Source organism: Streptomyces sp. TS71-3, assembly GCF_018327685.1.
Classification (GTDB): Bacteria; Actinomycetota; Actinomycetes; order Streptomycetales; family Streptomycetaceae; genus Streptomyces.
Map to the genome: position 1 here is coordinate 4,175,694 of NZ_BNEL01000001.1, position 26,436 is coordinate 4,202,129.

Genomic DNA, 26,436 nt, shown 5'->3' on the forward strand with positions numbered 1-26,436 from the left:
GAAGACCCCCGCCGGTGGGGCGCCGAAGATGATGCAGCAAGGGCCTGGCTGATCAGGGGCGCGGGGAACTGCGCAAAAACCCCCACCGGGGAACGCCGAAGACGAAGCCGCAAGGAACGGGAGAAGGAGCCTGCCCGGCGATTGAGGGCAGAACCCCTAGCCGAGCTCGCGCAGCACCCCATCCGTGAACCCCGGCCACACCCCCACCGCCCACGGCCCGAAATCCCGATCGGTCAACACGGCGCACCCCACCCCCGCATCCGGATCCACCCAAAGAAACGTCCCAGATTGCCCGAAATGTCCGAACGTCCGCGGCGACGACGTCGCCCCGGTCCAGTGCGGCTCCTTACGGCCCCGGATCTCGAACCCGAGCCCCCAGTCGTTGGGACTCTGGTGCCCGTACCCCGGAAGCACCCCCTTCGTCCCCGGGTACTGCACCGTCATCGCCTCCGCCACCGTCCGCGGGTCGAGCAGCCGGGGTGCCTGCAACTCGGCCGCGAACCGCACCAGGTCGTCCACGCACGACACGCCGTCCCTCGCGGGCGACCCGGCGCCTTCGAGCGCCGTCCCCGCCATCCCGAGCGGTGCGAGCACCGCTTGGCGCAGGTACTCGGCGAACGGGATGCCGGTGACCTTGGCCACATGCTCGCCCAGCACCTCGAAGCCGGCGTTCGAGTAGAGCCTGCGGGTGCCGGGCGGGGACGTGACGCGGTGCTCGTCGAAGGCGAGCCCGCTGGTGTGCGCGAGCAGGTGCCGCACCGTCGAGCCCTCGGGTCCGGCCGGCTCGTCCAGGTCGAGCGCGCCCTCCTCGTAGGCGACGAGCACGGCGTAGGCCGCGAGCGGCTTGGTGACCGAGGCCAGCGGGAAGCGGCGGTCGGTCGGGCCGTGCGCCCCGGCGAGCGTGCCGTCCGCGCGGACGACGGCCGCGGCGGCGGCCGGGACCGGCCAGTTCTCGATCTCTGCCAGGCTCTGCATGTGCCCGAGGGTAGCGAGCGGCGGCGTCACCGCCCGCGCCCGGGGGCGCCACCGCCTCCGGCGAACCGGACTCGGAGGCGTGCTGGGAGCGCGTGCGGCTCCGCCGCCCCCGCCCCGTGCCTCACCAGGTCATCCGTACCTCGGCAACTGCCTCAGTAACTCAGCCGCATCGCCGGTTCGCGATGGCGGACGAAGCCCAGCGACGCGTACAGGGGCTCGCCGTCAACCGACGCGTGCAGGTCGATCCGGGGCACGCCGCGCTCGCGGTACCAGGCGAGCAGCGCCGTCATGCAGGCCCGTGAGTAGCCGCGGCGGCGCATGCCGGGATCCGTGGCGACGTTGAAGACGTGCCCGCTCAGGCCGAGCGGGTTGCCGGGCCCGGCGAGCCGGCGCTCCACCGTGCCCGCCGCGCACGCCGCGAGCGCGGGGGCGCCGCCGGCGCGGGCGCGGGCGCCGTCCGGACGGTCCACGACGAAGACCGCGAGGTCCCCGTCCGGCTCCGCCAGCCGCGAGCGCAGGTCGGCCACGGCGAAGGGCTGCCACGTGACGTCATCGCTCGGCCTCAGCGCATCGAGCATGATCTTCCGCAGCCTGACCAGTTCCTCGGCGTCCTCGGGAGCGGCGGGGCGCACCGTGGTCGAGTGGTTCAGGGCGGGGCTCGGGTGGGTCATGGCGGGCACGCTACCCAGCGGCACCCGGCGCCGTCGTCCCGATTTCCGCACCGCCGACGGGCGTTACGCGCTCCCGGGGCATCAGGACGCCCTTGCTTCGAGTGCACTCCAAGGTCCTAGCGTGTGGGGCATGACGGTGACGGAGACCACGCACGCACCGGCCGGGCTCGCCGAACGGAAGGCAGCGGCCGTCCGTGCCACCATGACCGACCTCCACCCGCGCCCCGACGGGCAGGACCAGTACACGATCAGCGAGGTGGTCACGTTCACCGGGCTGACGGCCCACACGCTCCGCTGGTACGAGCGCATCGGGCTGATGCCCCATGTGGACCGCTCGCACACGGGCCAGCGCCGCTACTCCAACCGCGACCTGGACTGGCTCGAACTGGTCGGCAAGCTCCGGCTGACCGGCATGTCCGTGGCGGACATGGTCCGTTACGCCGAGCTGGTGCGGCAGGGCGACCAGACCTACCCGGAACGCCGGGAGCTGCTGGAGACGACCCGCCGGGACGTGCTGGCCCGGATCGCGGAGCTCCAGGACACCCTGGCGGTGCTCGACTTCAAGATCAACATCTACGCGGACACGGACTCGTGTCCGGAAAGGGCGTGAGCGGCGGATGACCCCGATCGCAACGGCGCAGCTGGGCACCGGCGGACCCCAGGTGGGCGTCCAGGGACTCGGCTGCATGGGCATGAGCTGGGCATACGGCCCGACCGACGGCGACGAGGCGCGCGCCACCCTGGAACGCGCCCTCGAACTCGGCGTCACGCTCTACGACACGGCCGACGCCTACGGCCACGGTGAGAACGAGAAGTTCATAGCCCCCTTCGTCAAGGCCCACCGGGACGACGTGGTGATCGCCACCAAGTTCGGCATCAGCAGCGACCCGGCGACCCCGTTCAAGCGCGTCATCAGGAACGACCCCGCGTACATACGCAGCTGCGTCGACGCCAGCCTCCGGCGTCTGGACGTCGATGCGATCGACCTGTACTACATGCACCGCCGCGACGTGAGCGTGCCGCTGGAGGACTGCGTCGGGACGATGGCCGAGCTGGTACAGGCCGGCAAGGTCCGCCAACTCGGTCTGAGCGAGGTGACCGGGCCCGAGCTGCGCGAGGCACACGCCGTCCACCCGATCGCCGCGGTTCAGTCGGAGTGGTCGCTGTTCAGCCGCGACATCGAGGCCGGCGTGGTGCCCGCCGCCGCCGACCTGGGCGTCACCCTCGTGCCGTACTCGCCCCTCGGCCGGGGCTTCCTCACCGGTTCCTTCGTCAGCGCCGACTCGGAACTCGGCGAGGACGACTTCCGCCGCCAGCAGCCCCGCTTCACCGGCGACAACGCCGCGACCAACGCCCTCCTGCTGTCCCCCGTGCGCACCGTGGCCGAGGCACACGGCGCGACACTCGGACAGGTCGCCCTGGCCTGGGTACAGCAGCGGGCCGCGGTGCACGGCCTGCCGGTCGTCCCGATCCCGGGCACCCGCAAGCGCACCCGCGTGGAGGAGAACACGGCCGCCACCGACATCGTCCTCACCGACGAGGACCTGACCGTGCTGGAGCCGATCGCCGCACAGGTAGCGGGCGACCGCTACACCGACATGAACTTCACGTCGGTGGGCCGCGAGTAACGAGGACGAGAAGCACGGAGAAGGCCCACGGGACCGCACGTACCCTCGCCGGCCCGGCGGCCGCCAACGAGACGGCAAGGGGCTGGCTGCTCTGCTCAGGGCGCGGGGGAACTGCGCAAAACTCCCCGCCGGGGGGGCCGGAAACGGGCCCGCAAGGGCCTGGCTGCTCAGGGGCGCGGGGAACTGCGCAGAACCCCGCCGGCGGAAAGCCGGAAACGAGCCCCAAGGGCCCCGAGCAAACCCCGCACCGGCCAACCGCCTACAACTCGGCGAGCAACTGCGCCTTCTTCGTGCTGAACTCCTCATCCGTGACGAGCCCCGCCTCGTGCAACTCGCCAAGGTGACGAATGCGCTCGGCGATATCGGCGGGATCCCGCCGCCCGGAACCACCCGCCGCCTGCGCCAGCCCATTCGCGGACGCCCCGGAGGACGAGGAGGGCGCGGAGCGCAGCGCCCCGAGCACCGCCGCCGCGAACGGCAGAGACTCGTGGACCGGACCGTATCCGAGCCCGAAGACGACCGCGGCCGGATCCTGGTCGGCCTGCACCCCGGCGGCCCCCGGCGGATCGCGGCGCACCAGCCGCAGGTGCCCCTCGAAGAGCTCGGGGGAGCGCCACTCCACCCCGGCCAGGTCCGACACCGGAAAGCTCTGGTCGCCGGCCTTCCACTTCGCGGACGACGCGCCCGTCCAGAACCACCGGAACGAGACGGCCTTGCCGTCGAACGCCGCCTTCCCGTCGTACGCCTTGAACTGCATCGGGCCCTCGGGCGCCGCCACCAGGTAGCGCTCGGGGGCCTCTTCCCGCCCACCGGAGACCAGAGGCCGCAGCTCGTCGGCGTAGTAGTCGGCGAGCGTCTCCCGGTCCGCCGGCAGCACCAGGCGGTAGGGGTCGCTGCCGTCCTTGAGCTGACCGGCGGCGGCCTCCATCAGCGGATCGGCGCCCGCCCGCGGCACGGCGTGCAGCACCACGGTGCCGCGCTTGCCCGGGGCCACGTTGACCGCCGAGATCGCCTCATGGGGGATGCGGCGCTCGCCGAGTGCCTGGAACAGCTTCGGTGAGCGAATCCCCCGCTCGAAGCGGATGAGCACGGAGTCGGACTCGAACTCCCACGTGGCGTGAAAACCGGCCAGTACATCACCCATACGACTCATCGTATGCGGCACACGCTTCCGCGTCCCCTCCCTCGGCGTGCCTGTGTTTCTCTCCTTCTACGCGCGTCAGGCCGTTACCGTGCCAGGCAAACCGGTCCGGCAGGTCACAACCTGATGGGCGCAGCGCACCGCGCGATATGCGCCAATGCCGATCTCGGCGAAGTTCTCCAGGCTCTCGGTGCCGGGTTCGAAGTAGCCGGCGTGCCCCCGCGCGCCGGCCGCGGACAGGATCCGTGCCCCGAAGGCCGAGGACATCGGGTCGGCGCCGTGCCCGAGGCCGCCCACCTCCAGGTTCGGTACGTCCCTGATCCAGTCGTTGCCGTCCCGCATGGCCCAGATCCGGGCGTCGGTGCCGAGCTTCGAGGCGCGCGACGCCCGCATGCCCGGACTGCCGGAGACGGCGATGTCGGTGACCCGCTCCGGCATGCGGCGGGCGGCCACCCCGCACAGCACGGACCCGTAGCTGTGGCAGTACAGCACCAGGGCCCCGTGACCCGGCAGCGCGTCGAGCAGGGCGTTGAGCCTGATCGCGCCCTCCTCGGCGAGCCTCGCGGTGGCCGCGTCCACGCCGAGGCCGCTGGGAGCGGTGTAGTCGGCCCAGGCGATCACGGCGGTACGGGTGCGGGGAGCGGCGTTCCGCTCGGCGTCGTAGAGCGAGGTGGCCATGCCGAGCGGTGCGGTCCACGTGTGGTCCTCGCGCTGGAAGGTGAGGACGTCGGTGTCGACGCCCGGCACCACGACCGACACCCGCTGGGCGGTGGAGAGGTCTCCCTTCACCTCGGCGACGCGCCCCGGGCCCGCCGGGTCGAAGGCGAGCACCTGGCGGCCGGGCGCCAGCAGCGACTCGTACCGCTGCATCCGGCGCGTGGCGTCGTGCTGCCCGTCCGGGGAGAGGCGGCTGTCGTGCATGCGGCTCTGCTCGACCTTGCGGGAGGCCTCGATGGCGTTGCGGTTGGCGGTGTAGCGCAGGGTCACCGGCGCGCCGTTCATGTTGCCGACGGCGAAGGGGTAGCGGGCGGCGAGCCGGCCGCGCTGCTGCGTGGTGAGCGAGGCGAAGAAGCGTGCCAGGTCGGCGGGTGGCCCGGTGGGGTCGGGCAAGTGCGCTCCTGCGATCGACCCCCTGCTCCAGGCGGTCCGGTCGGAGTCGACCGGCGAGGCGGCTGCCCGGTGCTGGTGCACGGCGGTCCACCCGGTGGTGGCCAGCATGATGAACACGACGGCCAGTGCGAGGAGCGCGCGCCATGCGTTGAGTTGGGGAGAGGAGTCGAAGGAAGTCACTGCGGGACACCCTAGGAGACTGGAGCTGAATGCCATGCAACGGGTGAGAGACTTCACGAGTTCGGCGTCGTAATTGGTCCAAAAGCGGACGCAAGTGCTGTCATGTGATCACGGTGTGTAGGGTTTTCTGACCCGGGTGGACACCGTCCGAGCTGCGGCGCGTCCCGGCTGAGGCACCGCCGCGTGACGGCTGGGCGCTGCCGCAGGGCGGCCGGGTGCTGCCGGGCGCTGCCGCGTGCCGGCCGGGCGCCGGATGGCCGTCGGGTGCGCCGGCGTCGGCGCCGGCGTGTCGTGGCCGTCCGGAGCGCGAGCCGGCCCCGCGCGCCGGAGCCAGGGTCGAGATCAGTCCCGGTCGGGATCAGTCCCGCCAGGTGCCGGCCAGGGCCGGCCCCACGTGCGCGAGGTACGACTCCATCAGCGTCCGGATGGAGCAGATGCTGGTGTCCCCGCCCGCCCCCCAGAGGCGGCCCGTGACCCGCATCACGCCGCTGAACGCGGCGACCGCGACCCGCGGGCGCGGGTCGGCGTCCACGTCCAGGCCCTCGCGGTCCGCGATCACCCGCGCGAGCCGCTCCTCCAGGACGATGCAGCGGCGCAGGTGCGCGGCGAGCAGGGCCGGCGTCGACTCGATCAACTGGTACGTGCGCATGTACAGCTCCACCGGGACGGTGGCCTCGATGGCCTCGCCGATGGTGTCCCACGAGTCGAGCAGGGCGCGCCGCATGGCCTCCAGCGGGGCCTCGTGCGCGGGCCGCTCGCCCACCGCGGTGACGAAGTGGGCCTCCACCATGTCCTGGACGGCGAAGGCGGCGTCCTCCTTGCCCGCGAAGTAGCGGAAGAAGGTGCGCTGCGAGACGTCGACGCCGTCGGCGATCTCGTCCACGGTGGTGCGCTCGTACCCCTGGGAGACGAACAGTTCGAGTGCGGCGTGCAGCAGGGCTTCGCGGGTGCGCTGTTTCTTGCGTTCGCGCAGTCCCGGGTGGGGCGCCGTCACGCCGTGGGTTTCATTCATGTGGGGCTTCGGTTCCGGTTTCATGTGCGGCTTGGGTTCCGGATGCCGGATGTTCGGCCGGTGGGCAGACCCGCGTCCCCGCGGTCCGGTATACCCGCATCGACAGGTCGGTACGGTCCGCCTCCGCTGGTCGCGTGACCGGCCCTGGCCCGGCCGCCGTCACCGGCTTCCATCCGCAGGATGCGGCCGGCGTCCGTCCGGCCGGCTTGCGTGTGAGCTACGTGACAGTTACCGACTTGTGAATCGGTTTGTCAACTGTCAGCGTCTGACATTAGCCTCCGACCATGACTAGTCAGACCACCGTCGAGACGACGGACCCCGCCGAGAAGGCGCCGGCCGCGTCCGTACCGCCCCGGCCCAAGGGGCTGCGCGGCCACCCTTGGCTGACCCTGTTCTCCGTCGCGATCGGCGTGATGATGGTGGCCCTGGACGGCACCATCGTGGCCATTGCCAACCCGGCCATCCAGGACGACCTCGACGCCTCTCTGGCCGACGTCCAGTGGATCACCAACGGCTACCTCCTCGCCCTGGCCGTCTCGCTCATCACGGCCGGCAAGCTGGGCGACCGCTTCGGCCACCGCCAGACCTTCCTGATAGGCGTGGCCGGCTTCGCGCTCGCGTCCGGGGCCATCGGCCTGTCCGGCAGCGTCGGCCTGGTGGTCGCGTTCCGCGTGCTCCAGGGCCTGTTCGGCGCGCTGCTGATGCCGGCCGCGCTCGGCCTGCTGCGGGCCACCTTCCCGGCCGAGAAGCTGAACATGGCCATCGGCATCTGGGGCATGGTCATCGGCGCCTCCACCGCCGGCGGCCCGATCCTCGGCGGCGTGCTCGTCGAGCACGTGAGCTGGCAGTCCGTCTTCTTCATCAACGTCCCGGTGGGCGCCCTCGCCCTCATCCTCGGCCTGATCATCCTCAAGGACCACCGCGCGCAGAACGCCCCGCGCTCCTTCGACGTGCCGGGCATCGTGCTGCTGTCGGGCGGGATGTTCGCGCTCATCTGGGCCCTCATCAAGGCCGGGGACACCTGGGGCTGGGGCAGCGGCAAGACCCTGTCGTTCCTGGCCGCCGCCGTGGTGCTCTTCGCGCTGTTCGCCGTCTGGGAGACCAGGGTCGCCGAGCCCCTCATCCCGCTGGGCATGTTCCGCTCCATCCCGCTCTCCGCGGGCACGGTCCTCATGGTGCTGATGGCCTTCGCCTTCCTGGGCGGCCTGTTCTTCGTCACCTTCTATCTCCAGAACGTGCACGGCATGAGCCCGGTGGAGAGCGGCACGCGCCTGCTGCCGCTGACGGGCATGATGATCGTGTCGTCGCCCCTCGCGGGCTTCCTCATCACCAAGCTCGGTCCCCGGGTCCCGCTCGTCGGCGGCATGGTCTGCACCGCCGCCGCCATGTTCGGCATGACCACCCTGTCGAACACCACGGGCACGGCGGCGATGTCGCTCTGGTTCGCGCTGCTCGGCCTCGGCCTCGCTCCCGTGATGGTGGGCGCCACCGAGGTCATCGTCGGCAACGCGCCCCTGGAGCTCTCCGGTGTCGCGGGCGGCCTCCAGCAGGCCGCGATGCAGGTCGGCGGAAGCCTGGGCACGGCTGTCCTCGGCGCCGTGATGTCGAACAAGGTCAGCGGGGACCTCGCGGGCAACTGGAAGGCCGCCGGCCTGCCGGCCGCCCCGCCTCCGGGCCTGGAGCAGGCGGCCACGGTCGGCATCGTGCCCAAGCAGGTCGCGGCCGCGAAGGGCGTGACGCCGGAGTTCCTGACGAAGATCACCGGCGTGATCCACGACACCTTCATCTCGGGCATGGGGCTCGCCTTCACGGTCGCCGGAGTCGTCGCCGTGATCGCCGCCCTGGTCGCCATGCTCACCAAGCGCGGCGCCAACGCCGAGGCGGGCATGGGCGCGGGCCACATCTGAGCGGACGGCCCGCAGGGACGGTCAGGGCCGGTCCGGGCCGTTCAGGCCTGGGCTGGTCCGGGTCCCGTCTGGGCCGGTCCGGTCCGGGTCGGGGTTGTCCGGCCCGGCCACGGCCGCGAACGGCTCGTCAGACCGGGGGTGCGTCCCCACTGCCGGGGACGCACGCCCACCTCGCGGGGCACAGGCCGCGGTTTTCCCCTATCAGGGTGGCGTGTGCCCCGAATCCCTTCCGCCGTACGCCGGTTGCCCGTCAGGGTGCGGAGTGATCAGTACGACACGGGGGAGTTCAGATGAACGAGATGAAGCAGGGGACGCGGTCTTGGGCGCGTTGGGCGTCCTGGGTGCGCTGGATGCACGCTACGCAGCGGAGGCGACGGGCCGTGCTGGCCGCGGCGGCGGGGGCGTCCGCGCTGGCCGTACTGGGACTGCCGGCGCTCTCCGTGCCGGCCGGCGCCACCGGCGCCGCGGGATCCGGTGCGGCCGAAGTCACTGGAGTCTCCGAAGTCACTGGAGTCTCCGAAGTCACCGGAGTCTCCGGAGCACCGGCGGGAGGGCAGTGCGGCACGGGCCAGCTCTGCCTGTGGAAGAAGCCCCAGTTCGAGGGCGCCCGGCAGGTCTACGAGCTGTCCGGGATCCCCATCGAGAGCTGTGTCCCGCTGCCCAAGTCAGGCACGGCCCAGTCGCTGGCCAACCGGACCGGACGGCCTGTCACCACCTACCAGTCCGAAGAGTGCGCGGAGACGGGGGAGTTCGAGACCTACCCCGGGGACGGGACCTGGACGCCCGAGTCCCCGTACCTCGTCCGGGCCTTCAAGGTCTGGGAGAGGTGAAGCGGGGTACGCGCATGACAACCCCGGACGGGGCGGAGCGCAGGCACCGACTGCGTGCCGGCGTCGGCTCCCGCCCGCCGGGGAGAGGTGATGACGGGCGTGGCACCGCGCGCTGACACCCCCGTTCATGTGACCGGACGAGGTGACGGAGCGGGCAGGATCGCGCGGCGCCCGTGATCATGGTGCGGCCCGCACGGGCCGGCCCAGGGCAGGATCCATGGAGAAGGGCGGCGAAACAGAGGCTTCGCCGCCCTTCCTCATGCGCATGCCGGTCCGGCCGGGTCCTTACCGAATCGGCCAAGTCCCCGCAGGGGCTACGCGTCGCCCCCGGCCGCCCCGGGATCCGCCGCGGCCGCGTCCAGCAGCTCGTATCGGTCGATGGCCTTCTGGAGCAGGGACCGGTCGACCCTCCCCTCCGCGGCCAGTTCGGAGAGGACCGCCACGACGATCGACTGAGCGTCGATGTGGAAGAAGCGGCGGGCCGCACCCCGGGTGTCCGCGAAGCCGAAGCCGTCGGCTCCCAGCGACTGGTAGCGGCCCGGTACCCAGCGGGCGATCTGGTCGGGTACGGACCGCATCCAGTCGGACACCGCTACGAACGGGCCCTGCGCGTCCTGGAGCTTCCGGGTGACGTACGGCACCGCCTGCTCCTCGTCGGGGCGGAGCAGATTGTGCCGCTCCACCTCGACGGCCTCGCGGCGCAGTTCGTTCCAGGACGTCGCCGACCAGACGTCCGCCCTGACATCCCAGTCCGCGGCGAGGATCCGCTGCGCCTGAAGCGCCCACGGCATGGCCACCCCGGACGCCATGATCTGCGCGGGGATGCTGCCCGCGTCGCCCGCACTGAGCCGGTGGATGCCCTTGACGATGCCCTCCACGTCGACGTCGTCCGGCTCGGCGGGGTGCTGGATCGGCTCGTTGTACACGGTCAGGTAGTAGAAGACGTCCTCGCCGTGCGGGTGCTCGTCCGAGCCGCCGTACATCCGCCGCAGGCCGTCCTGGACGATGTGCGCGATCTCATAGCCGTACGCCGGGTCGTAGGCGACACAGGCCGGGTTGGTGGAGGCCAGCAGCTGCGAGTGGCCGTCGGCGTGCTGCAGACCCTCACCGGTCAGAGTCGTTCGGCCGGCAGTCGCACCCAGAACGAATCCCCGGGCCATCTGGTCGGACATCTGCCAGAACTGGTCGCCGGTGCGCTGGAAACCGAACATGGAGTAGAAGACGTAGACCGGGATCAGCGGCTCGCCGTGCGTGGCGTACGCCGAGCCCGCGGCGATCAGCGAGGCCGTGCAGCCCGCCTCCGAGATCCCGTCGTGCAGCATCTGACCGGTCGGGGACTCCTTGTAGGCGAGCAGCAGCTCACGGTCGACCGATTCGTACTGCTGGCCCTGCGGGTTGTAGATCTTCGCGCTCGGGAAGAACGAGTCCATGCCGAAGGTGCGGTACTCGTCCGGCGCGATCAGTACGAAGCGCTTGCCGATCTCCTTGTCCCGCATGAGGTCCTTGAGCAGCCGGACGAAGGCCATGGTGGTGGCGATGGCCTGGTGCCCGGAGCCCTTCTTCACGCTCGCGTAGGCCTTGTCGCCCGGCAGCGCGAGGGGCTTGGACCGCACGATCCGGGTCGGCACGTAGCCGCCGAGCGCCTTGCGGCGGTCGTGCATGTACTGGATCTCCTCGGAGTCCCGGCCCGGGTGGTAGTACGGCGGCGGGCCCTCCTGGAGCCGCTGGTCGCTGATCGGCAGGTGCAGCCGGTCGCGGAACCCCTTCAGGTCGTCGACCGTCAGCTTCTTCATCTGGTGGGTGGCGTTGCGGCCCTCGAAGTTCGGGCCGAGCGTCCAGCCCTTGACGGTCTGCGCCAGGATCACCGTCGGCTGCCCCTTGTGCGCCTTGGCCGCCGAGAACGCCGCGTAGATCTTCCGGTGGTCGTGGCCGCCGCGCCCGAGGTGGAGGATCTGGTCGTCGGTCATGTTCTCGACCATGGCGCGCAGCCGCTGGTCGTCGCCGAAGAAGTGCCGGCGGATGTAGGCGCCGGTCTCCGTCGCGTACGTCTGGAACTGCCCGTCCGGGGTGTTGTTCAGCCTGTTGACGAGGATGCCGTCGCGGTCCTGCGCCAGCAGCGGGTCCCAGGAGCGGTCCCAGACCAGCTTGATCACGTTCCAGCCGGCGCCCCGGAACTGCGACTCCAGCTCCTGGATGATCTTCCCGTTGCCGCGCACGGGGCCGTCGAGCCGCTGGAGGTTGCAGTTGACCACGAAGGTCAGGTTGTCCAGGCTCTCACGCGCCGCGATCGAGAGCTGACCCAGCGACTCCGGCTCGTCCATCTCGCCGTCGCCGAGGAAGGCCCAGACGTGGGAGTCGGAGGTGTCGGCGATTCCGCGGGCGTGCATGTAGCGGTTCATCCGGGCCTGGAAGATCGCGCCGAGCGGGCCGAGGCCCATGGACACGGTCGGGAACTCCCAGAAGTCCGGCATCAGCCGCGGGTGCGGATAGCTGGACAGGCCGTTGGGGGCCTTCGACTTCTCCTGGCGGAAGCCGTCGAGCTGGTCCTCGGTGAGGCGGTCCAGCAGGTACGCGCGCGCGTAGATGCCCGGCGAGGCGTGCCCCTGGAAGAAGACCTGGTCACCGCCCTTTCCGTCGTCCTTGCCCCGGAAGAAGTGGTTGAAGCCCACGTCGTACATCGAGGCGGACGAGGCGAAGGTGGCGATGTGGCCGCCCACCCCGATGCCGGGGCGCTGGGCACGCGAGACCATGACGGCCGCGTTCCAGCGCGTCGCGTTGAGGACCTTGCGTTCGATCTCCTCGTTGCCGGGGAAGAACGGCTCGTCCTTGGTGGCGATCGTGTTCACATAGTCCGAGCTGCGCATCTCTGGGACGGCCACATGCCGCTCGCGTGCGCGCTCCATCAGGCGCAGCATGAGATAGCGGGCGCGTTCACGGCCCCGCTCGTCGACGGCGGCGTCCAGGGAGTCGAGCCACTCCTGGGTCTCCTCGGGGTCGAAGTCCGGGACCTGGCTGGGCAGACCGCCAATGATGATCGGATTGCGATCGGATCCGGAAGCCACGCTGTTCCTTCGCTTTCGAGACGCTGTTCGGTTCAGTTCGAGAACGTTGGTCCGGGGCGCCGTACCGGCCCCGGGCGCCGTTGGTCCGGGGCGCCGTCCGGGCCGTCTGTGCTGGTATTCCGCTGGTGTGCGCCGCAGTCCATCGTGTACCTAGGGGGCTGGCACGTCATCTCTACCGACGGGTAACCCATGGTTCCCGGCGCGCCGAGGTGGCCGGCGGGCCCGCGCCGCCCGTACTGAACGATTCGTTCCGCCGTGTCGGGGCCGGTCACCGCTGCTGTCCGAAGCCTGTCGGCGGGTCCCGCCGTGGGGGCGCCGGCGCCCTGCGCGCAATGGGGGTCGCGTCCGCTTCACGGCATTCATACACCTGGGACCTCTCGCGTTCGGAAGAATGTTCGACAGATGATGTCTCACGGAGTAGACCAGGACCGGCATATCGGGTGTATCGGTACGGGGCTTCCAGCGACTACCGTGGTGAGGTGCGTGGAGTTGCGTCGAGGCGCCCCGGAACGTCACCGTTTCGGCGGTCTCCACGGCCGGGTACTTGCGCGATCGGTCCCGCCCGTGTGGACTACGGCCAACGCTTCGCGTACGCGCGTGGCTGAAATACCGGAATACGCTTCGTACACTGTCTGAACATGATCAGGAGGCAACCCGTGAGCGCGACCGCGGACCACGCGGAGGAGCGGACCAACCCTGCCGCAAGGCTGGGTTTCCAGCCCGAGCAGGTGGTCCAGGAGATCGGCTTCGACGACGACGTCGACCAGGAGCTCCGCGAGGCCATTGAGGAGACCATCGGCAGCCAGCTCGTCGACGAGGAGTACGACGACGTCGCCGATGTCGTGGTGCTGTGGTTCCGGGAGGACGACGGCGACCTGACGGACGCGCTGGTCGACGCCACCACGCTGATCGACGAGGGTTCCCCGGTCTGGCTGATGACTCCCAAGACGGGCCGCACGGGCTACGTCGAGCCGAGTGACATCAATGAGGCCGCGCAGACAGCAGGCCTGTCCCAGACGAAGAGCGTCGCCGCCGGCAAGGACTGGAGCGGCAGCCGTCTGGTGACGCCGAAGGCAGCGGTCAAGAAGCGGTAGCCGGCAGGCGCCGGGGCCCGCCGCGGGATGCGCGGCAGCGGCACGGCGCCGCCCCACCGGGCCTGATGGGCCCACCCAGGCATGGACGCCGGGCCGCAAGGTGCGGCCGGCGCCGCTGGTGAGCGCGCTCGGGCGTGTGGCGGGGCGGCGCCGCACCGGGCGTCCGGGCGCACCGGGCGGCACCGAAGAGCCGGTCCGGGGACCACGGTGGGACAACCGGGCCGGACACCACGGTGGACCGCCGGTCCGGACACCCTGCGGGATGGTCCGGACGCCTTCCCGTGGCGATCCGGCCAGGGTCCACCGCGTCGGCACGTTCACGGGACGGGCCGACCGGATCCTGCCGCACCCCGAGTGGGCGCACCCGGATTCCATGCCGCGCGGCCGAGCCCCCTGCGTAGGGTGGACGTCACCCAACCGCCGCAGGGAAGGACAGCATGACCATGGCGATCGAGGTCGGCACCGAGGCCCCGGATTTCGAGCTGAGGAACCAGCACGGCGAGACCGTGCGGATCTCGGACTTCCGCGGGGAGAAGAACGTCGTGCTGCTCTTCTACCCGTTCGCGTTCAGCGGGGTGTGCACCGGCGAGCTGTGCGCCCTCCGCGACGAGCTGCCGAAGTTCGTCAACGACGACGTCCAGCTGCTCGCCGTCTCCGTCGACTCCTTCTTCAGCCAGCGCGTCTTCGCCGAGCGTGAGGGCCTGACCTACCCGCTGCTCGCCGACTTCTGGCCGCACGGAGCCGTCGCCAGTGCGTACGGGGTCTTCGACGAGGCGAAGGGCTGCGCGGTGCGCGGCACCTTCGTCATCGACAAGGCGGGAGTCGTCCGCTGGACGATCGTGAACGCCATTCCGGACGCCCGCGACCTGACCCAGTACACCAAGGCACTCGACACACTGTGACGCTTCGCCGCCAAGGCCTGCGGATGCCGGGAACCCGTCACTAGGATCCACACGTTGATCCGATGCCAATGCACTACGGGGCTTCCCCGCCCCTGAGACCAATGGGAGGACTCGTGGGAGTCAGCCTCAGCAAGGGCGGCAACGTATCGCTGACCAAGGAGGCGCCGGGCCTGACCGCGGTCACGGTCGGACTGGGCTGGGACGTGCGTACCACCACGGGTACGGACTTCGACCTGGACGCCAGCGCCATCCTGACGAACACGGAGGGCAAGGTCAGCAGTGACCAGAACTTCGTGTTCTTCAACAACCTCAAGAGCCCGGACGGCTCCGTGGAGCACACCGGTGACAACCTCACCGGCGAGGGCGAGGGTGACGACGAGCAGATCAAGGTCAACCTCAACGGCGTGCCGGCCGACGTCGAGAAGATCGTCTTCCCGGTGTCGATCTACGACGCGGACAACCGCCAGCAGTCGTTCGGCCAGGTGCGCAACGCCTTCATCCGCGTGGTCAACCAGGCCAACCAGCAGGAGATCGCCCGGTACGACCTCTCGGAGGACGCCTCGACCGAGACCGCCATGGTCTTCGGCGAGCTCTACCGCCACGGCGCCGAGTGGAAATTCCGCGCGATCGGCCAGGGCTACGCCTCGGGCCTGCGCGGTATCGCGCAGGACTTCGGCGTCAACGTCTGACCTCCTCGGTGCCCCCGCCAGTGTGTTTGGCGGCAAGGGCGCCCGGAAAAATCAGACGGCAGTCCCTCCGCCCGGCGCCGCGCCAGCACGTGCGGCGCCGGACGCGCGGAGGTCACCGTTCCACACCAGGGGAGGACACGATCATGGGCGTCACACTCGCCAAGGGAGGCAATGTCTCCCTGTCCAAGGCCGCACCCAACCTCACCCAGGTGATGGTCGGACTCGGCTGGGACGCACGCTCCACCACCGGAGCCCCCTTCGACCTGGACGCCAGCGCGCTGCTGTGCAGCGGCGGCCGGGTCCTCGGCGACGAGTGGTTCGTTTTCTACAACAACCTCAAGAGCCCGGACGGCTCGGTGGAGCACACCGGTGACAACCTCACCGGCGAGGGCGAGGGCGACGACGAGTCCATCCTCCTCGACCTCTCCAAGGTCCCGGAAACCTGCGACAAGATCGTGTTCCCGGTCTCCATCCACGAGGCGGACAACCGCGGCCAGACCTTCGGCCAGGTCAGCAACGCCTTCATCCGCGTGGTCAACCAGGCCGACGGACAGGAACTCGCCCGCTACGACCTCTCCGAGGACGCCTCCTCCGAGACCGCGATGATCTTCGGCGAGGTCTACCGCTACCAGGGCGAGTGGAAATTCCGCGCCGTGGGCCAGGGGTACGCGTCGGGTCTGCGCGGGATCGCTCTAGACTTCGGGGTCAACGTTTCGTAAAGCCGGCCACGGCGCGGGGGAACCCGTCCCCCAGACTCCGTCCGGGGGGATCCTCACGATTGGGTAGCAAGTGCTTCTGAAAACCTTCGGGTGGTCGTTCGCGATCACCGTGGTCGGCCTGGTCGTGGCCGTGCTCATCGGAGGCTGGACAGCCTTCGGCATCGTAGCGATCCTGTCCGTCCTGGAGATCTCGCTCTCGTTCGACAACGCGGTGGTCAACGCCGGTGTCCTGAAGAAGATGAACGCCTTCTGGCAGAAGATCTTCCTCACGATCGGCGTGCTGATCGCGGTCTTCGGCATGCGGCTGATCTTCCCCGTGGTGATCGTCGCCGTGACGGCGAAGCTCAGCCCGGTCGACGCGGTCAATCTCGCCTTCACCGACAAGAGCCGCTACCAGCAACTGGTGACCGACGCCCACCCGGCGATCGCCGCCTTCGGTGGCATGTTCCTGCTGATGATCTTCCTCGACTTCATATTCGAGGACCGGGACATCCAGTGGCTGCGCTGGATCGAGCGGCCCCTGGCGAGGCTCGGCAAGGTCGACATGCTCGCGGTCTGCATCTCCCTCATCGTGCTCCTGATCTCCTCCATGACCTTCGCCGCCCACGCCCACCAGCACGGCGGGGTCCATGTGGACAAGGGCCAGACCGTACTGATCTCCGGAGTGGCCGGACTGATCACGTACATGATCGTCGGGGGTCTCTCCGGCCACTTCGAGGCCCAGCTCGAAGAAGAGGAGGAACGCGAGGCCGAGGCCGAGGAGGAAGCCGAACGCTCGGGGGGCAGGAAGAACGCCGTGAAGCTGGCCGGCCAGGCCGCCTTCTTCATGTTCCTCTACCTGGAAGTCCTCGACGCCTCGTTCTCCTTCGACGGCGTCATCGGCGCGTTCGCCATCACCAACGACATCGTCTGGATGGCGCTCGGCCTCGGCATCGGCGCTCTGTACGTACGGTCCCTGACCGTCTACCTGGTCCGCCAGGGAACGCTCGACGACTACGTCTACCTGGAACACGGCGCCCACTACGCGATCGGCGCCCTGGCCGTGATCCTCCTGGTGACGATCCGGTTCGAGATCAACGAGGTCATCACGGGCCTGGCCGGGGTGTTGCTGATCGGCTGGTCCTTCTGGTCGTCCGTGCGCCGTAACCGCGCCATCGAGGCGGCCGAGGGAAAAGGTGAGGCCTCGGGTGACAAGGCAGAAGTGTCGTCCGGGGTCTGACTCCTCCCGTGCCGGCAGCGACTCCTACGGCGCCGGCGGTGTGACAGCGGACGGAGCGAGGAACGCTTTCTGCGAGGCGGCCATGAGGCACCCGCCCATGGCCGCCCCAGTCAGGGTTCACGCATGGATCATTTCAGGGCATTGGGGTGCGGTATGTCCTTCTGGGACGGTCTCTGGCGCGGAAGCGGCGCGACGCAGTTCGACTCGGGCAGCGCGGCGACGAACTCCATCGAACTCACCAAGCGCCATGGGGCGGTGTCGCTCAACAAGCAGGGCGCGGCCACCGGCAACCTCCGGGTCAACCTCTCGTGGCGCATGCGGACGTCGGACATCGGCGCCCCCGAGCGCGGCGGCGTGCTGCGGCACCCGTCCAAGCTCTTCAAGCCCGATGTCGTGCAGGCGCACACCGAGAGCATGGTCAACGTGGACCTCGACCTCGGGTGCCTCTACGAACTCAGCGACGGCACCAAGGGCGTCGTCCAGCCCCTCGGCAACTTCTTCGGCGAGCTGAACGCCCCGCCCTACATCAAGCTCAGCGGCGACGACCGCTTCGGCTCCGGCTCCGGCGAGACCATCTTCATCAACCTCGACCACCGCGACGAGTTCAAGCGACTCCTGGTCTTCGTCTACATCTACGACCAGACGCCGGCCTTCGACCGCACCCATGCCGTGGTGACGCTCTACCCGAGCAACGGCCCGCGGATCGAGATCAGCCTCGACGAACGGGCGCCGCAGGCCCGCTCCTGCGCCGTCTTCTCCTTGGAGAACGTCAAGGGCGAGCTGACCGTCCGCCGCGAGGTGAGGTTCGTCTACGGCTTCCAGGCCGAACTCGACCGGCTCTACGGCTGGGGCCTCCAGTGGGGCCGCGGCTACAAGTCCAAGACCGGCCGCTGAGCCCAGCGTGGAACGCCCTGCCTGTAGCTCACCTCGGGTTTCGGCGAGCAGCTCCTGCCGTCGCCTTGCCGCCCTCCCGCCGAGGGCGGCACGAGCGGGCGCTGCGCCGGCTCCGACGCGTGCGACCGGCCGTCAGCGGTGCAGGAACTGCGGGCCCTGCGGCGGCAACGTGAACTCTCCCTCGTGCCCGCCCACCGGCTGCGGATACCCGTACGCGGGCCGGGGCCCCGGTGGCACCGCCTGGGTCGGTGCCGCGGCGGCCGGCGGGCCCGGGTATCCGTACGCGGGAGCGGCCGCCTGCGTGGCCGCGGCCGGGGGGTAGCCGTACCCCGGCTGCGGCTGCGCTTGCACCTCGGTCGGAGCGGCGGACGACGGTGTGACGGTCGCGGTCGGCTCGGGCTCCGGCTCCGGCGATGCTTCCTCCGCCTCCGGGGCCGGCTCGGTCTCCACGTCGTCCACGGAGATCCCGAAATCGGTCGCCAGGCCTATCAGGCCGTTGGTGTACCCCTCGCCCAGCGCCCGGAACTTCCACGCGTCCCCGCGGCGGTACAGCTCCCCGCAGATCAACGCCGTCTCCGACCCCGTCTCCGGCCTGACGTCGAAGTGGGCCAGAGCCTCACCGGCGGGCGAGGCGGCGTCGTAGATGACTATCCGCAGGGTTCCCACATGTTCGAAGGGGATGTCGTCCGTGGACGCCACCATCAGAACCCGGCTCACCTCGGGGGCCACACCGGTCAGGTCGGTCTGGATGGTGTCGGTCAGCCCCTCGGCATCCCGCTTCTTGCCCAGCCGCCAGACGGCGCCCGACGGATGCCGGGGCTGGTTGTAGAAGACGAAGTCCTCGTCGGATCCGACCTTGCCGTTCGAACCCAGCAACAATGCGGAGGCATCGACATCCGGAACGCTCCGCCCCGGCGACCAACGCAGCACGGCACGGACCGCCGAGGCTTCCAGCGGAACGTTCGACCCCTTCAGCATTGCCTGTGTCATACGGTCATCCTGCCTGCTCGGTTCCGGTGACGACAACGCGGGGGCGAAGCACGCCCGGACGATCCCGGGCCCACCGGCACATAACCCCCAGTGGACCGGGGGATAGGGCAGGGTTACCTGATTTTCATGCTATGTGGGAACCCTGGCGGGCCCCCCTACGTACTATTACCGGCCACATTACGTCGACACACCTTGGCGATGCGGGGAATACCTATGCGTCATTTCGGACACGTTGCCCCCGAGATGCGTGAGCATCTCTTTCACCGGCAACCGTGCCATTTCACTGCCGACGCACCGGCCCCCCTTCTGTCCATGGCTCTTGGCGCCACCCTCTACAGCCCCGCCACGCGCCCCAGGCTGGCCGAGGACATCCTGAAGCAGACGAGGCATGGCGTGATCTCGATGGTCCTCTGCCTGGAGGACTCCATCGACGATGCGGAGGTCGACGCCGCCGAGGAGAACGTGATCCGGCAGCTCATCCAGCTCTGGGCGCAGGTGGAGGCTGATCACGCGGCGTGGGCCGACGCCGACCGCGGCCGGGTCCCGAGCGCGCTGCGTTCCCGAAACTCCGCCGGCACCGCCGTGGAGCTCGGCCGCACCGCCGCCGAGGCCCTGGGTACGGGAGCCTCGGCCGCCGGCGTAGCGACCATGCGGGCAACCCATTCCGGGGGTTCCGCCCGCGGAGCCCCGGACACGGGACTCCCGCTGCTTTTCATCCGCGTCCGCACCCCGTCGCAGATACCCGATCTCGTGGGCCGCCTCGGTCCCGCCGTGCGGCTGCTCTCCGGTTTCGTGCTGCCCAAATTCACCGAGGAGACCGGAGTCCCCTTTCTGGAAGCGTTGTCGGCCGCGGAGTCCATGAGCGAACACCGCCTCTTCGCCATGCCGGTCCTGGAGTCCCCCGAGCTTCTCCATCTGGAGACCCGCACCGAGACCCTGACCGGAATCGCCCGCACCGTCGACAAATACCGTGACCGCGTCCTCGCCCTCCGGCTCGGCGTCACCGACTTCTGCTCCGCCTACGGCCTGCGCCGCTCGCCCGACATGACCGCCTACGACGTACAGATCGTGGCCGCTGTGATCGGCGACGTGGTCAACGTCCTCGGTCGCGCCGACGGCACCGGCTTCACCGTCACCGGGCCCGTCTGGGAGTACTTCCGCCTCCAGGAGCGTATGTTCAAGCCCCAGCTGCGCCAGAGCCCGTTCATCGGCCGTGCGGAACACCTGCGGACCGCCCTCATCGAGCACGACCTGGACGGCCTGCTCCGTGAGGTGGAACTCGACCGCGCCAACGGCCTGCTCGGCAAGACCTGTATCCACCCCTCCCACGTACTGCCCGTGCACGCGCTGTCGGTCGTCAGCCACGAGGAGTTCAGCGACGCCCAGGACATCCTGAGCTCCGGCCCGGACGGCGGCGGCGTCCTGCGGTCGACGTACACCAACAAGATGAACGAGGTGAAGCCGCACCGCGCCTGGGCCGAGCGCACCGTCCAGCGCGCCGAGGTCTTCGGCGTGGCCAGGGAGAACGTCGGTTTCGTGGAACTGCTCACCGCCGGCCTCGCCGGCTGAACACGAGGACTGTGAAGACCGTGGTGTGGTCGGGAACGTGGGTCTCCGAGCGTCTTGGTGTGCGGCTCGTCGGGCTGGATGGTGCGGTCGGGGCGGGCGACGTCGGTGGCCCGGCCGGTAGCGGAGGTGCGGGCGGATCCGGCGATGAGGAGCGTCCTGGGGGTGCGGACGGCTTCGGCGGCCCGGAGCGCTTGGGTGGCACGGAGGGCTCGGGCGACACGGAAGGCTCCGGGACCGCCACCGCCCGCCTGAAGGAGTTGCTCGGCCTCGCGGTGCGGCGCAACCCCAAGAGGGCCCACCTGCTCGTCTCCAACGTGCTGGGCAAGCATGTCCCGCAGGACCCCTCCGTGGTCTGGCGGCACGGCTGCGAACTCGGCGTGCGAGTACGTGCCCTGCTCGGCGACGAGGGCGCCCGGAGGGCCGTCGTCCTCGGCTACGCGGAGACGGCCACAGGTCTCGGCCACTCCGTCGCCGACGGCCTGGCGCTCGCCCCCTACCTGCACTCCACGCGCCGCTCCGTACCCGGTGTGCGGAGTGCCGCCGGATTCGAGGAGGCACACTCGCACGCCACCTCGCACCTGCTGCTGCCCGAGGATCCCGCCCTCCTGGCGGGCGAAGGTCCTCTGGTCCTCGTCGACGACGAGTTCTCCACCGGCAACACCGTCCTCAACACCATCCGCTCCCTGCACCGGCGCTTTCCCCGCACCCGGTACGTGATCGTCGCCCTTGTCGACATGCGCTCTCCACAGGACCGGGACCTGCTCGCCCGGTTCGCCGCGGAGATCGGAGCGCGGGTGGACGTCGTCGCCGCGGCTTCCGGGGCCGTGCACCTGCCGGACGGCGTCCTGGAGGCCGGCCGTGCCCTCGTCGCCCGGTACGACTCCGCCCAGGGTGCCGAGGCGCGGCGGGGCGCTGCCGATCCGGAGTACGCCCGGGCGACGCCGGCGGCGAGCCCGTTGGATGACCCCGACGGCAGCGACGGCAGCGACGGCAGCGACGGCAGCGACCGCCGAGACCGCCGGGACGACGAGGCCGGCCGAGACCTCCGAGACCTCCGGGACGGCCGGGACGGCCGAGCGGAAGGGCGGCCCCGTCGAGCCGTCACCCGGGTCGACCTGGGCTGGCCCGTCGGTGTACCCGACGGCGGCCGGCACGGCTTCACCCCCGCGCACCGGGAGACTCTGGAAGCCGCTCTGCCAGGGATGGCGAGGCGCCTTGCCGAGGCCCTGACCGGATCGTCCGCGACCTCCGCCCCGGCACGGACCTCTGGTCCCGTGCGGGAGGCTCGCTCTGTGCCCCGAGGCGGGCCCGTCCCGCAACCGCAGGGGTCTGTGTCGTTGAGGGCGGCCGCGGGTGAGGCTGCGGGCGCGGGCGCACCGGATCGCCCCCGCGTCCTCGTCCTCGGTTCCGAGGAGCTGATGTACGCCCCGCTCAGGCTGGCCACCGCTCTTCAGGAGCACATCGCCCTCCAGGAGCGCCTGGACGCGGACATCCGATTCTCGACGACCACCCGCTCGCCGGTCCTGGCGGTCGACGACCCGGGCTACGCCATCCGCAGCAGGCTTGTCTTCCCCGCCCATGACCGGCCGGACGACGGACCAGGGCAGCGGTACGCCTACAACGTGGCGGGTGCCGGATTCGACGCCATCGTGGCCATCGTGGACTCGGCTGCCGACACGCCTGCCCTGCATGCCCCTGGTGGACTGCTGGACCAACTCTCCGACCACACCTGCCGGGCCCTTCTGGCCGTCGTGCCCTCCTACGCTCCCGCCCCTCCGCATGCACGCAGGGCAGCCGGGGCGTCTCCACTGCCCGAGCCACTTCGCGGCCCCCGGTTCTCGTCTTACGCCCCGGACGAGGTGGGGTGGCTTCTGCAGGACCTCTCGGACGCGGAACTGGAAGCCCCGACGGAGGAGCGCGAGGAGGCCATACAGAACGGCGGCGCCCACTACGCGGAGTCGCTGCCCGTTGAGTACCAGCCCAGCGCCGAATACCGGCAGTTGTTTCACACGGCGCTCGACGCGTCGGCCGCCCGTATCGCGGAGGCGGTCGGAACCGTCACCGAGACCGTGCTCGCCGAACTTCCGCTGCGGGCAGGCGCACGAGGAACGCGCCCGAATCGCCCCGTGCTGGTGTCGCTGGCACGCGCCGGCACCCCCGTCGGAATCCTGATGCGCCGCTGGGCCCAGCAACGGCACGGCCTCGACCTGCCGCACTATGCCGTCTCCATCGTGCGCGGCCGCGGCATCGATACCAACGCTCTGCGCTGGCTCGCCGCCCACCACGACCCGTCCGCCGTGGTCTTCGTGGACGGGTGGACCGGCAAGGGTGCCATCACCCGCGAACTCGCCCAAGCTCTCGACGAGTTCACGGCAAGCGACGGGATCGCCTTCCACCCGGAGGTCGCCGTGCTCGCCGACCCCGGCTCCTGCGTCCGTACGTATGGCACGCGCGCGGATTTCCTGATCCCCTCGGCCTGTCTGAACTCGACCGTCTCCGGTCTGGTGTCGCGCACCGTGCTCCGCGCCGACCTCGTGGGGCCCGGCGACTTCCACGGTGCGAAGTTCTATCGCGAACTGTCCTCGGCCGATGTCTCCGGCGAGTTCCTGGACGCGGTCTCGGCGTGCTTCACCGAGGTCGGTGACGCCGTGGACGTGCAGGTCAAACGGATGCTGTCCACTGAGCGCGCCCTCACCTGGGAGGGCTGGACCACCGTGGAGCAGATCAGCAGGGCGTACGGAATACATGATGTGAACCTCGTCAAACCGGGGGTTGGTGAGACAACCCGAGTACTTCTGCGCCGGGTGCCCTGGAAAGTCCTGGCCCGTCGTGGGGCCGGCGCCGACCTCGACCACATTCGGCTGCTCGCCGAGCAGCGGAACGTCCCGGTCGAGGAAGTGGACGATCTTCCCTACAGCTGTGTCGGGCTGATCCACCCCCACTTCACCCGCGGTGCCACCGGCGCCGACGGCCGACGGGTGGTGGCGTCATGACAGCGGACGGCCAGTCCTCCGGGCGCACCGTCGTCGCCAGTGATCTGGACCGGACGCTCATCTACTCCGCACCCGCGTTGGGCCTGCGCATGCCCGACACAGAGGCGCCACGGCTCCTCTGTGTCGAGACCTACGAGGGCCTGCCGCTTTCGTACATGACGGAGGCGGCCGCCGCCCTGCTCGAAGAACTCCACCGGACCTCGGTGTTCGTCCCCACCACGACCCGCAGTCGCGCGCAGTACTCCCGTATCCACCTGCCTGGACCGCCCCCGGCGTTCGCGATCTGCGCCAACGGCGGTCATCTGCTCGTCGACGGTGTGCCGGACCCTGCATGGCACCGGCAGGTCGCCGCACGGGTCGCAGCGGAGTCCGCGCCGCTGGAAGAGGTCTGCTCCTATATGCACGCCACCGCGGACCCGGCGTGGGTGATCAAGGAACGGGTCGCTGAGGACCTCTTCGCTTACCTGGTCGTGGAGCGCTCGTTGCTGCCCGACCAGTGGGTGAAGGAGCTGTCCGGCTGGGCCGAGTCGCGTGGCTGGACGGTGTCCCTGCAAGGTCGCAAGATCTATGCCGTGCCGAAGCCTCTGACCAAGAGCGCCGCCGTGCGGGAGGTCGCTCGCAGGACCGGAGCCGATCTCGTCCTCGCCGCAGGTGACTCGCTTCTTGACGCAGACCTGCTGCTCGCGGCGGACCTGGCCTGGCGGCCCGGTCACGGTGAGCTGGCGGAGACCGGGTGGAGCGCCCCGCGGCTCACCGCTCTTGCAGAGACAGGGGTCGAGGCGGGGGAGGAGATCCTTCGGCAACTCGCCCGTACCTCTCGCCCGCGGCGCGTTTCGAGCGCCGGCGAGCGCCCGGTCAGCCCGCATGTGGACCCGCTCGGCAGGTCCGTGTGACGTCTTGATCCGCTGTGGTGCGCTGCTCTCGATCATGCCGACAACGCTAGAAGCCGGACACCGGTGACACATTGTGGTCGACCGCATGGTTTCGGTGGTGTGCACCGCATCCGAGAATTGCGGTTTACCGCAATGTGCCGGCCCTCGTGGCCTGGCTAATGTGACGGACTGTGAAAACAGCAGCACGCCGCGGGCTGAGACTCGCCATCGGAATCGCACTCGGCGCCATCACGGGAGTCGTCGAGATGGCCTTCACACTGCTGACCGGAGTGGTCCTGCTTCCCGTGCAGGCCTGGCCGCGCGGTTTCCGCGCGGTGCTTCGGCCGGTGGGGTCGGCCGGCCGCTGGCTCGCCGAGCGCGAGCGGCACCGGCTCTCCGCGTGCCTGCGGATAACGTGCTCGCCCGCGTACACCGACGAGCGCGCGCTCACCTACATCGCAGTGCGCTGGCCGTTGGGTCTGCTCGGCGGTCTGGTGCTCCTGTGCGCACTCATAGGCGCAGCGTATGTGTTGTTCTTACTCGTCGGCTCCATGGTGGCCGACGTGCACCATCCTGCAGACGTGGTCATGGCCGGCTCGGCGGGTCTCCTGCTCCTCTTCCTGTCCGTCCAGGGTGCGGTCGGCGTCCGTGCGCTGGAGGGAAGAGTGGCTCGGCGGTTCCTCGGCCCCAGCCAACAGGAGCAGCTCAGGCGCCGTATCGATCAGCTCTTCAGCAGTCGCGCCGGGATCGTCGAAGCGGTGCATGACGAGCGGCGCCGCATCGAAAGAGACCTGCATGACGGAGTGCAGCAGAGGCTGGTCGCCTTGGGAATGCTGCTCGGCCGGGCGCTGCGCAGCCAGGACCGGCACCACATAGACGAGCTGTTGAGCCAGGCGCACCGCGAGAGCCAGCAGGCGCTCACCGACCTGCGTGAGGTGGCGTGGCGGGTTTATCCGACGGCTCTGGACCAGGGAGGACTCAAGGCAGCGGTGGAAACGGTGGCGGAGCGGTCGGCTGTGCCCGTGAGCCTGGAATTCGGCATCGCCGAAGAACCACGCGGGCCGATCGCGGCGGTTGCCTACTTCGTGGTGTCGGAGGCCATCACCAATACGGTGAAACACACCCAGGCCACCCGGATAAGAGTGATGATCGAAGACAAGGAGGACGGTTCCCTGAGGGTGTCCGTTGAGGACGACGGCGCGGGGGGAGCCGATCCCGGTGGAAGCGGGCTCATCGGCCTGGCACGGAGGGTGGCCGCGCTCGACGGACGCCTCGAGGTGCACAGCCCGGCAGGAGGGCCGACGGTGATCACGGCGGAGTTGCCATGCGACTGATGCTGGCAGAGGACTCCACTCTGCTCCGGGAGGGGCTGCTCCGGTTGCTGGCCGAAGAGGGCCATGAGGTTCTTGCTTCGGTCGGCGATGCGGAACAACTACTGAAAGCGGTCGCCGAGCGCCAACCGGACGTTGTCGTGGCCGATGTGCGCATGCCGCCGACGCACACCGACGAGGGCCTCAGAGCGGCCCTGGAGATTCGGCGGCGATGGCCGGCCGTGGGTGTCCTGGTGCTGTCGCAGTATGTCGAGAAACGATATGCGACGGAGCTGCTCACGGGGGAGTCGGAGGGAGTGGGATACCTGCTGAAGGACCGGGTCGTGCAGGTCGATGAGTTCCTAGACGCCCTGGAGAGGGTGGGGCAGGGACAGGCGGCGTTCGATTCGGAAGTGGTGCGGCAACTCCTGGGACGCAGCCCGCACAAGGATTCCCTGGACCGTTTGACCGACCGGGAGCGAGAGGTTCTGGCCGAGATGGCCCAGGGCCATACCAACGCCGCGATCGCGGGTCGGCTGCACATCTCTCTCAGCGCCGTCGAGAAGCACGTCAACGCCATCTTCGACAAACTCGAACTGTCCGGGGGCATGGGGTACTCCCGCCGAGTCGTCGCCGTGCTGCGCTATCTCGGCACGGAATAAGGAGGAC

Annotated in this window: 22 protein-coding genes; 15 read left to right on the forward strand and 7 right to left on the reverse strand. The window is 70.0% G+C overall.

The window, feature by feature from the left end; genetic code table 11:
* Nucleotides 1-156: 156 nt before the first annotated feature.
* On the reverse strand, nucleotides 157-975 hold the full coding sequence (locus tag Sm713_RS16850; RefSeq protein WP_212910423.1) for a serine hydrolase: 819 nt from the start codon (nucleotides 973-975) through the stop codon (nucleotides 157-159).
* Between the two features lie 152 nt (nucleotides 976-1,127).
* Nucleotides 1,128-1,646 carry a GNAT family N-acetyltransferase gene (locus Sm713_RS16855; RefSeq protein ID WP_212910424.1) on the reverse strand — a complete coding sequence of 173 codons (519 nt, stop codon included), beginning with the start codon at nucleotides 1,644-1,646 and terminating at the stop codon, nucleotides 1,128-1,130.
* 130 nt (nucleotides 1,647-1,776) lie between these two features.
* Between Sm713_RS16855 and Sm713_RS16860 the strand changes: the two genes are divergently transcribed.
* On the forward strand, nucleotides 1,777-2,256 hold the full coding sequence (locus Sm713_RS16860) for a MerR family transcriptional regulator (RefSeq protein ID WP_212910425.1): 480 nt from the start codon (nucleotides 1,777-1,779) through the stop codon (nucleotides 2,254-2,256).
* A 7-nt stretch (nucleotides 2,257-2,263) separates the two neighbouring features.
* A complete protein-coding gene (locus tag Sm713_RS16865; protein ID WP_212910426.1) occupies nucleotides 2,264-3,274 on the forward strand; it encodes an aldo/keto reductase in 1,011 nt (336 codons plus the stop codon).
* 259 nt (nucleotides 3,275-3,533) lie between these two features.
* Here the strand turns inward: Sm713_RS16865 and Sm713_RS16870 are convergent, their stop codons facing one another.
* The 3 genes from Sm713_RS16870 to Sm713_RS16880 all read right to left on the reverse strand — a co-directional run bounded on the left by Sm713_RS16870 (nucleotide 3,534) and on the right by Sm713_RS16880 (nucleotide 6,717).
* Nucleotides 3,534-4,418: a DUF4429 domain-containing protein gene (locus tag Sm713_RS16870; protein WP_212910427.1), complete on the reverse strand. Its 885-nt coding sequence runs from the start codon at nucleotides 4,416-4,418 to the stop codon at nucleotides 3,534-3,536.
* Nucleotides 4,419-4,493: 75 nt separating this feature from the next.
* Nucleotides 4,494-5,705 (reverse strand): alpha/beta hydrolase, encoded by a 1,212-nt coding sequence (locus tag Sm713_RS16875; protein WP_212910428.1) that lies wholly within the window; start codon nucleotides 5,703-5,705, stop codon nucleotides 4,494-4,496.
* Between the two features lie 358 nt (nucleotides 5,706-6,063).
* Nucleotides 6,064-6,717 (reverse strand): TetR/AcrR family transcriptional regulator, encoded by a 654-nt coding sequence (locus Sm713_RS16880; RefSeq protein WP_212910429.1) that lies wholly within the window; start codon nucleotides 6,715-6,717, stop codon nucleotides 6,064-6,066.
* Between the two features lie 284 nt (nucleotides 6,718-7,001).
* Between Sm713_RS16880 and Sm713_RS16885 the strand changes: the two genes are divergently transcribed.
* Complete coding sequence (locus Sm713_RS16885) at nucleotides 7,002-8,624, forward strand: MFS transporter (RefSeq protein WP_212910430.1); 1,623 nt, start codon at nucleotides 7,002-7,004, stop codon at nucleotides 8,622-8,624.
* Between the two features lie 350 nt (nucleotides 8,625-8,974).
* The gene (locus Sm713_RS16890; RefSeq protein ID WP_249416617.1) at nucleotides 8,975-9,454 is read left to right on the forward strand and encodes a peptidase inhibitor family I36 protein; all 480 of its coding nucleotides are present in this window, start codon (nucleotides 8,975-8,977) and stop codon (nucleotides 9,452-9,454) included.
* Nucleotides 9,455-9,768: 314 nt separating this feature from the next.
* On the opposite strand, the gene aceE is transcribed toward Sm713_RS16890, so the two are convergent.
* Nucleotides 9,769-12,516 carry a pyruvate dehydrogenase (acetyl-transferring), homodimeric type gene (gene aceE / locus Sm713_RS16895; protein ID WP_212910431.1) on the reverse strand — a complete coding sequence of 916 codons (2,748 nt, stop codon included), beginning with the start codon at nucleotides 12,514-12,516 and terminating at the stop codon, nucleotides 9,769-9,771.
* Between the two features lie 656 nt (nucleotides 12,517-13,172).
* Between aceE and Sm713_RS16900 the strand changes: the two genes are divergently transcribed.
* The 6 genes from Sm713_RS16900 (at nucleotide 13,173) to Sm713_RS16925 (ending at nucleotide 18,033) form a co-directional block, all read left to right on the forward strand.
* Entirely contained in the window at nucleotides 13,173-13,610 is a 438-nt protein-coding gene (locus tag Sm713_RS16900) for a DUF3052 domain-containing protein (RefSeq protein ID WP_212910432.1), read from the forward strand.
* Between the two features lie 443 nt (nucleotides 13,611-14,053).
* Complete coding sequence (locus tag Sm713_RS16905; RefSeq protein ID WP_212912064.1) at nucleotides 14,054-14,512, forward strand: peroxiredoxin; 459 nt, start codon at nucleotides 14,054-14,056, stop codon at nucleotides 14,510-14,512.
* A gap of 113 nt (nucleotides 14,513-14,625) precedes the next feature.
* Nucleotides 14,626-15,201 carry a TerD family protein gene (locus tag Sm713_RS16910; protein WP_212910433.1) on the forward strand — a complete coding sequence of 192 codons (576 nt, stop codon included), beginning with the start codon at nucleotides 14,626-14,628 and terminating at the stop codon, nucleotides 15,199-15,201.
* Nucleotides 15,202-15,344: 143 nt separating this feature from the next.
* Nucleotides 15,345-15,920, forward strand: a complete 576-nt coding sequence (locus Sm713_RS16915; RefSeq protein WP_212910434.1) for a TerD family protein — start codon at nucleotides 15,345-15,347, stop codon at nucleotides 15,918-15,920.
* Nucleotides 15,921-15,990: 70 nt separating this feature from the next.
* On the forward strand, nucleotides 15,991-17,139 hold the full coding sequence (locus Sm713_RS16920) for a DUF475 domain-containing protein (RefSeq protein WP_212910435.1): 1,149 nt from the start codon (nucleotides 15,991-15,993) through the stop codon (nucleotides 17,137-17,139).
* Nucleotides 17,140-17,292: 153 nt separating this feature from the next.
* On the forward strand, nucleotides 17,293-18,033 hold the full coding sequence (locus Sm713_RS16925; RefSeq protein WP_212910436.1) for a Tellurium resistance: 741 nt from the start codon (nucleotides 17,293-17,295) through the stop codon (nucleotides 18,031-18,033).
* Nucleotides 18,034-18,165: 132 nt separating this feature from the next.
* Here the strand turns inward: Sm713_RS16925 and Sm713_RS16930 are convergent, their stop codons facing one another.
* Entirely contained in the window at nucleotides 18,166-19,023 is an 858-nt protein-coding gene (locus Sm713_RS16930; RefSeq protein ID WP_212910437.1) for a TerD family protein, read from the reverse strand.
* Nucleotides 19,024-19,236: 213 nt separating this feature from the next.
* Here Sm713_RS16930 and Sm713_RS16935 point away from each other — a divergent pair, with 213 nt between their 5' ends.
* The 5 genes from Sm713_RS16935 to Sm713_RS16955 all read left to right on the forward strand — a co-directional run bounded on the left by Sm713_RS16935 (nucleotide 19,237) and on the right by Sm713_RS16955 (nucleotide 26,429).
* The gene (locus Sm713_RS16935) at nucleotides 19,237-20,592 is read left to right on the forward strand and encodes an HpcH/HpaI aldolase/citrate lyase family protein (RefSeq protein ID WP_212910438.1); all 1,356 of its coding nucleotides are present in this window, start codon (nucleotides 19,237-19,239) and stop codon (nucleotides 20,590-20,592) included.
* Nucleotides 20,593-20,783: 191 nt separating this feature from the next.
* Nucleotides 20,784-23,585 (forward strand): phosphoribosyltransferase, encoded by a 2,802-nt coding sequence (locus Sm713_RS16940; protein ID WP_212910439.1) that lies wholly within the window; start codon nucleotides 20,784-20,786, stop codon nucleotides 23,583-23,585.
* Entirely contained in the window at nucleotides 23,582-24,478 is an 897-nt protein-coding gene (locus tag Sm713_RS16945; protein WP_249416337.1) for an HAD family hydrolase, read from the forward strand. The genes Sm713_RS16940 and Sm713_RS16945 overlap by 4 nt, the downstream gene beginning before the upstream one ends.
* Nucleotides 24,479-24,648: 170 nt before the next feature.
* Nucleotides 24,649-25,791 carry a sensor histidine kinase gene (locus tag Sm713_RS16950; protein ID WP_249416338.1) on the forward strand — a complete coding sequence of 381 codons (1,143 nt, stop codon included), beginning with the start codon at nucleotides 24,649-24,651 and terminating at the stop codon, nucleotides 25,789-25,791.
* Nucleotides 25,782-26,429: a response regulator transcription factor gene (locus tag Sm713_RS16955; protein WP_212910440.1), complete on the forward strand. Its 648-nt coding sequence runs from the start codon at nucleotides 25,782-25,784 to the stop codon at nucleotides 26,427-26,429. The genes Sm713_RS16950 and Sm713_RS16955 overlap by 10 nt, the downstream gene beginning before the upstream one ends.
* Nucleotides 26,430-26,436 lie beyond the last annotated feature (7 nt).

What these genes read in the sequence shown, in the direction of transcription:
- Sm713_RS16925 (WP_212910436.1), top strand. Translation starts at nt 17,293, where the DNA reads ATGTCCTTCTGGGACGGTCTCTGGCGCGGAAGCGGCGCGACGCAGTTC.
- Sm713_RS16880 (WP_212910429.1), bottom strand. Translation starts at nt 6,717, where the DNA reads ATGAATGAAACCCACGGCGTGACGGCGCCCCACCCGGGACTGCGCGAA.
- Sm713_RS16945 (WP_249416337.1), top strand. Translation starts at nt 23,582, where the DNA reads ATGACAGCGGACGGCCAGTCCTCCGGGCGCACCGTCGTCGCCAGTGAT.
- Sm713_RS16865 (WP_212910426.1), top strand. Translation starts at nt 2,264, where the DNA reads ATGACCCCGATCGCAACGGCGCAGCTGGGCACCGGCGGACCCCAGGTG.
- Sm713_RS16885 (WP_212910430.1), top strand. Translation starts at nt 7,002, where the DNA reads ATGACTAGTCAGACCACCGTCGAGACGACGGACCCCGCCGAGAAGGCG.
- Sm713_RS16955 (WP_212910440.1), top strand. Translation starts at nt 25,782, where the DNA reads ATGCGACTGATGCTGGCAGAGGACTCCACTCTGCTCCGGGAGGGGCTG.
- Sm713_RS16905 (WP_212912064.1), top strand. Translation starts at nt 14,054, where the DNA reads ATGGCGATCGAGGTCGGCACCGAGGCCCCGGATTTCGAGCTGAGGAAC.
- Sm713_RS16850 (WP_212910423.1), bottom strand. Translation starts at nt 975, where the DNA reads ATGCAGAGCCTGGCAGAGATCGAGAACTGGCCGGTCCCGGCCGCCGCC.
- Sm713_RS16860 (WP_212910425.1), top strand. Translation starts at nt 1,777, where the DNA reads ATGACGGTGACGGAGACCACGCACGCACCGGCCGGGCTCGCCGAACGG.
- Sm713_RS16855 (WP_212910424.1), bottom strand. Translation starts at nt 1,646, where the DNA reads ATGACCCACCCGAGCCCCGCCCTGAACCACTCGACCACGGTGCGCCCC.
- Sm713_RS16930 (WP_212910437.1), bottom strand. Translation starts at nt 19,023, where the DNA reads ATGACACAGGCAATGCTGAAGGGGTCGAACGTTCCGCTGGAAGCCTCG.
- Sm713_RS16935 (WP_212910438.1), top strand. Translation starts at nt 19,237, where the DNA reads ATGCGTCATTTCGGACACGTTGCCCCCGAGATGCGTGAGCATCTCTTT.
- Sm713_RS16915 (WP_212910434.1), top strand. Translation starts at nt 15,345, where the DNA reads ATGGGCGTCACACTCGCCAAGGGAGGCAATGTCTCCCTGTCCAAGGCC.
- Sm713_RS16870 (WP_212910427.1), bottom strand. Translation starts at nt 4,418, where the DNA reads ATGGGTGATGTACTGGCCGGTTTTCACGCCACGTGGGAGTTCGAGTCC.
- Sm713_RS16890 (WP_249416617.1), top strand. Translation starts at nt 8,975, where the DNA reads ATGCACGCTACGCAGCGGAGGCGACGGGCCGTGCTGGCCGCGGCGGCG.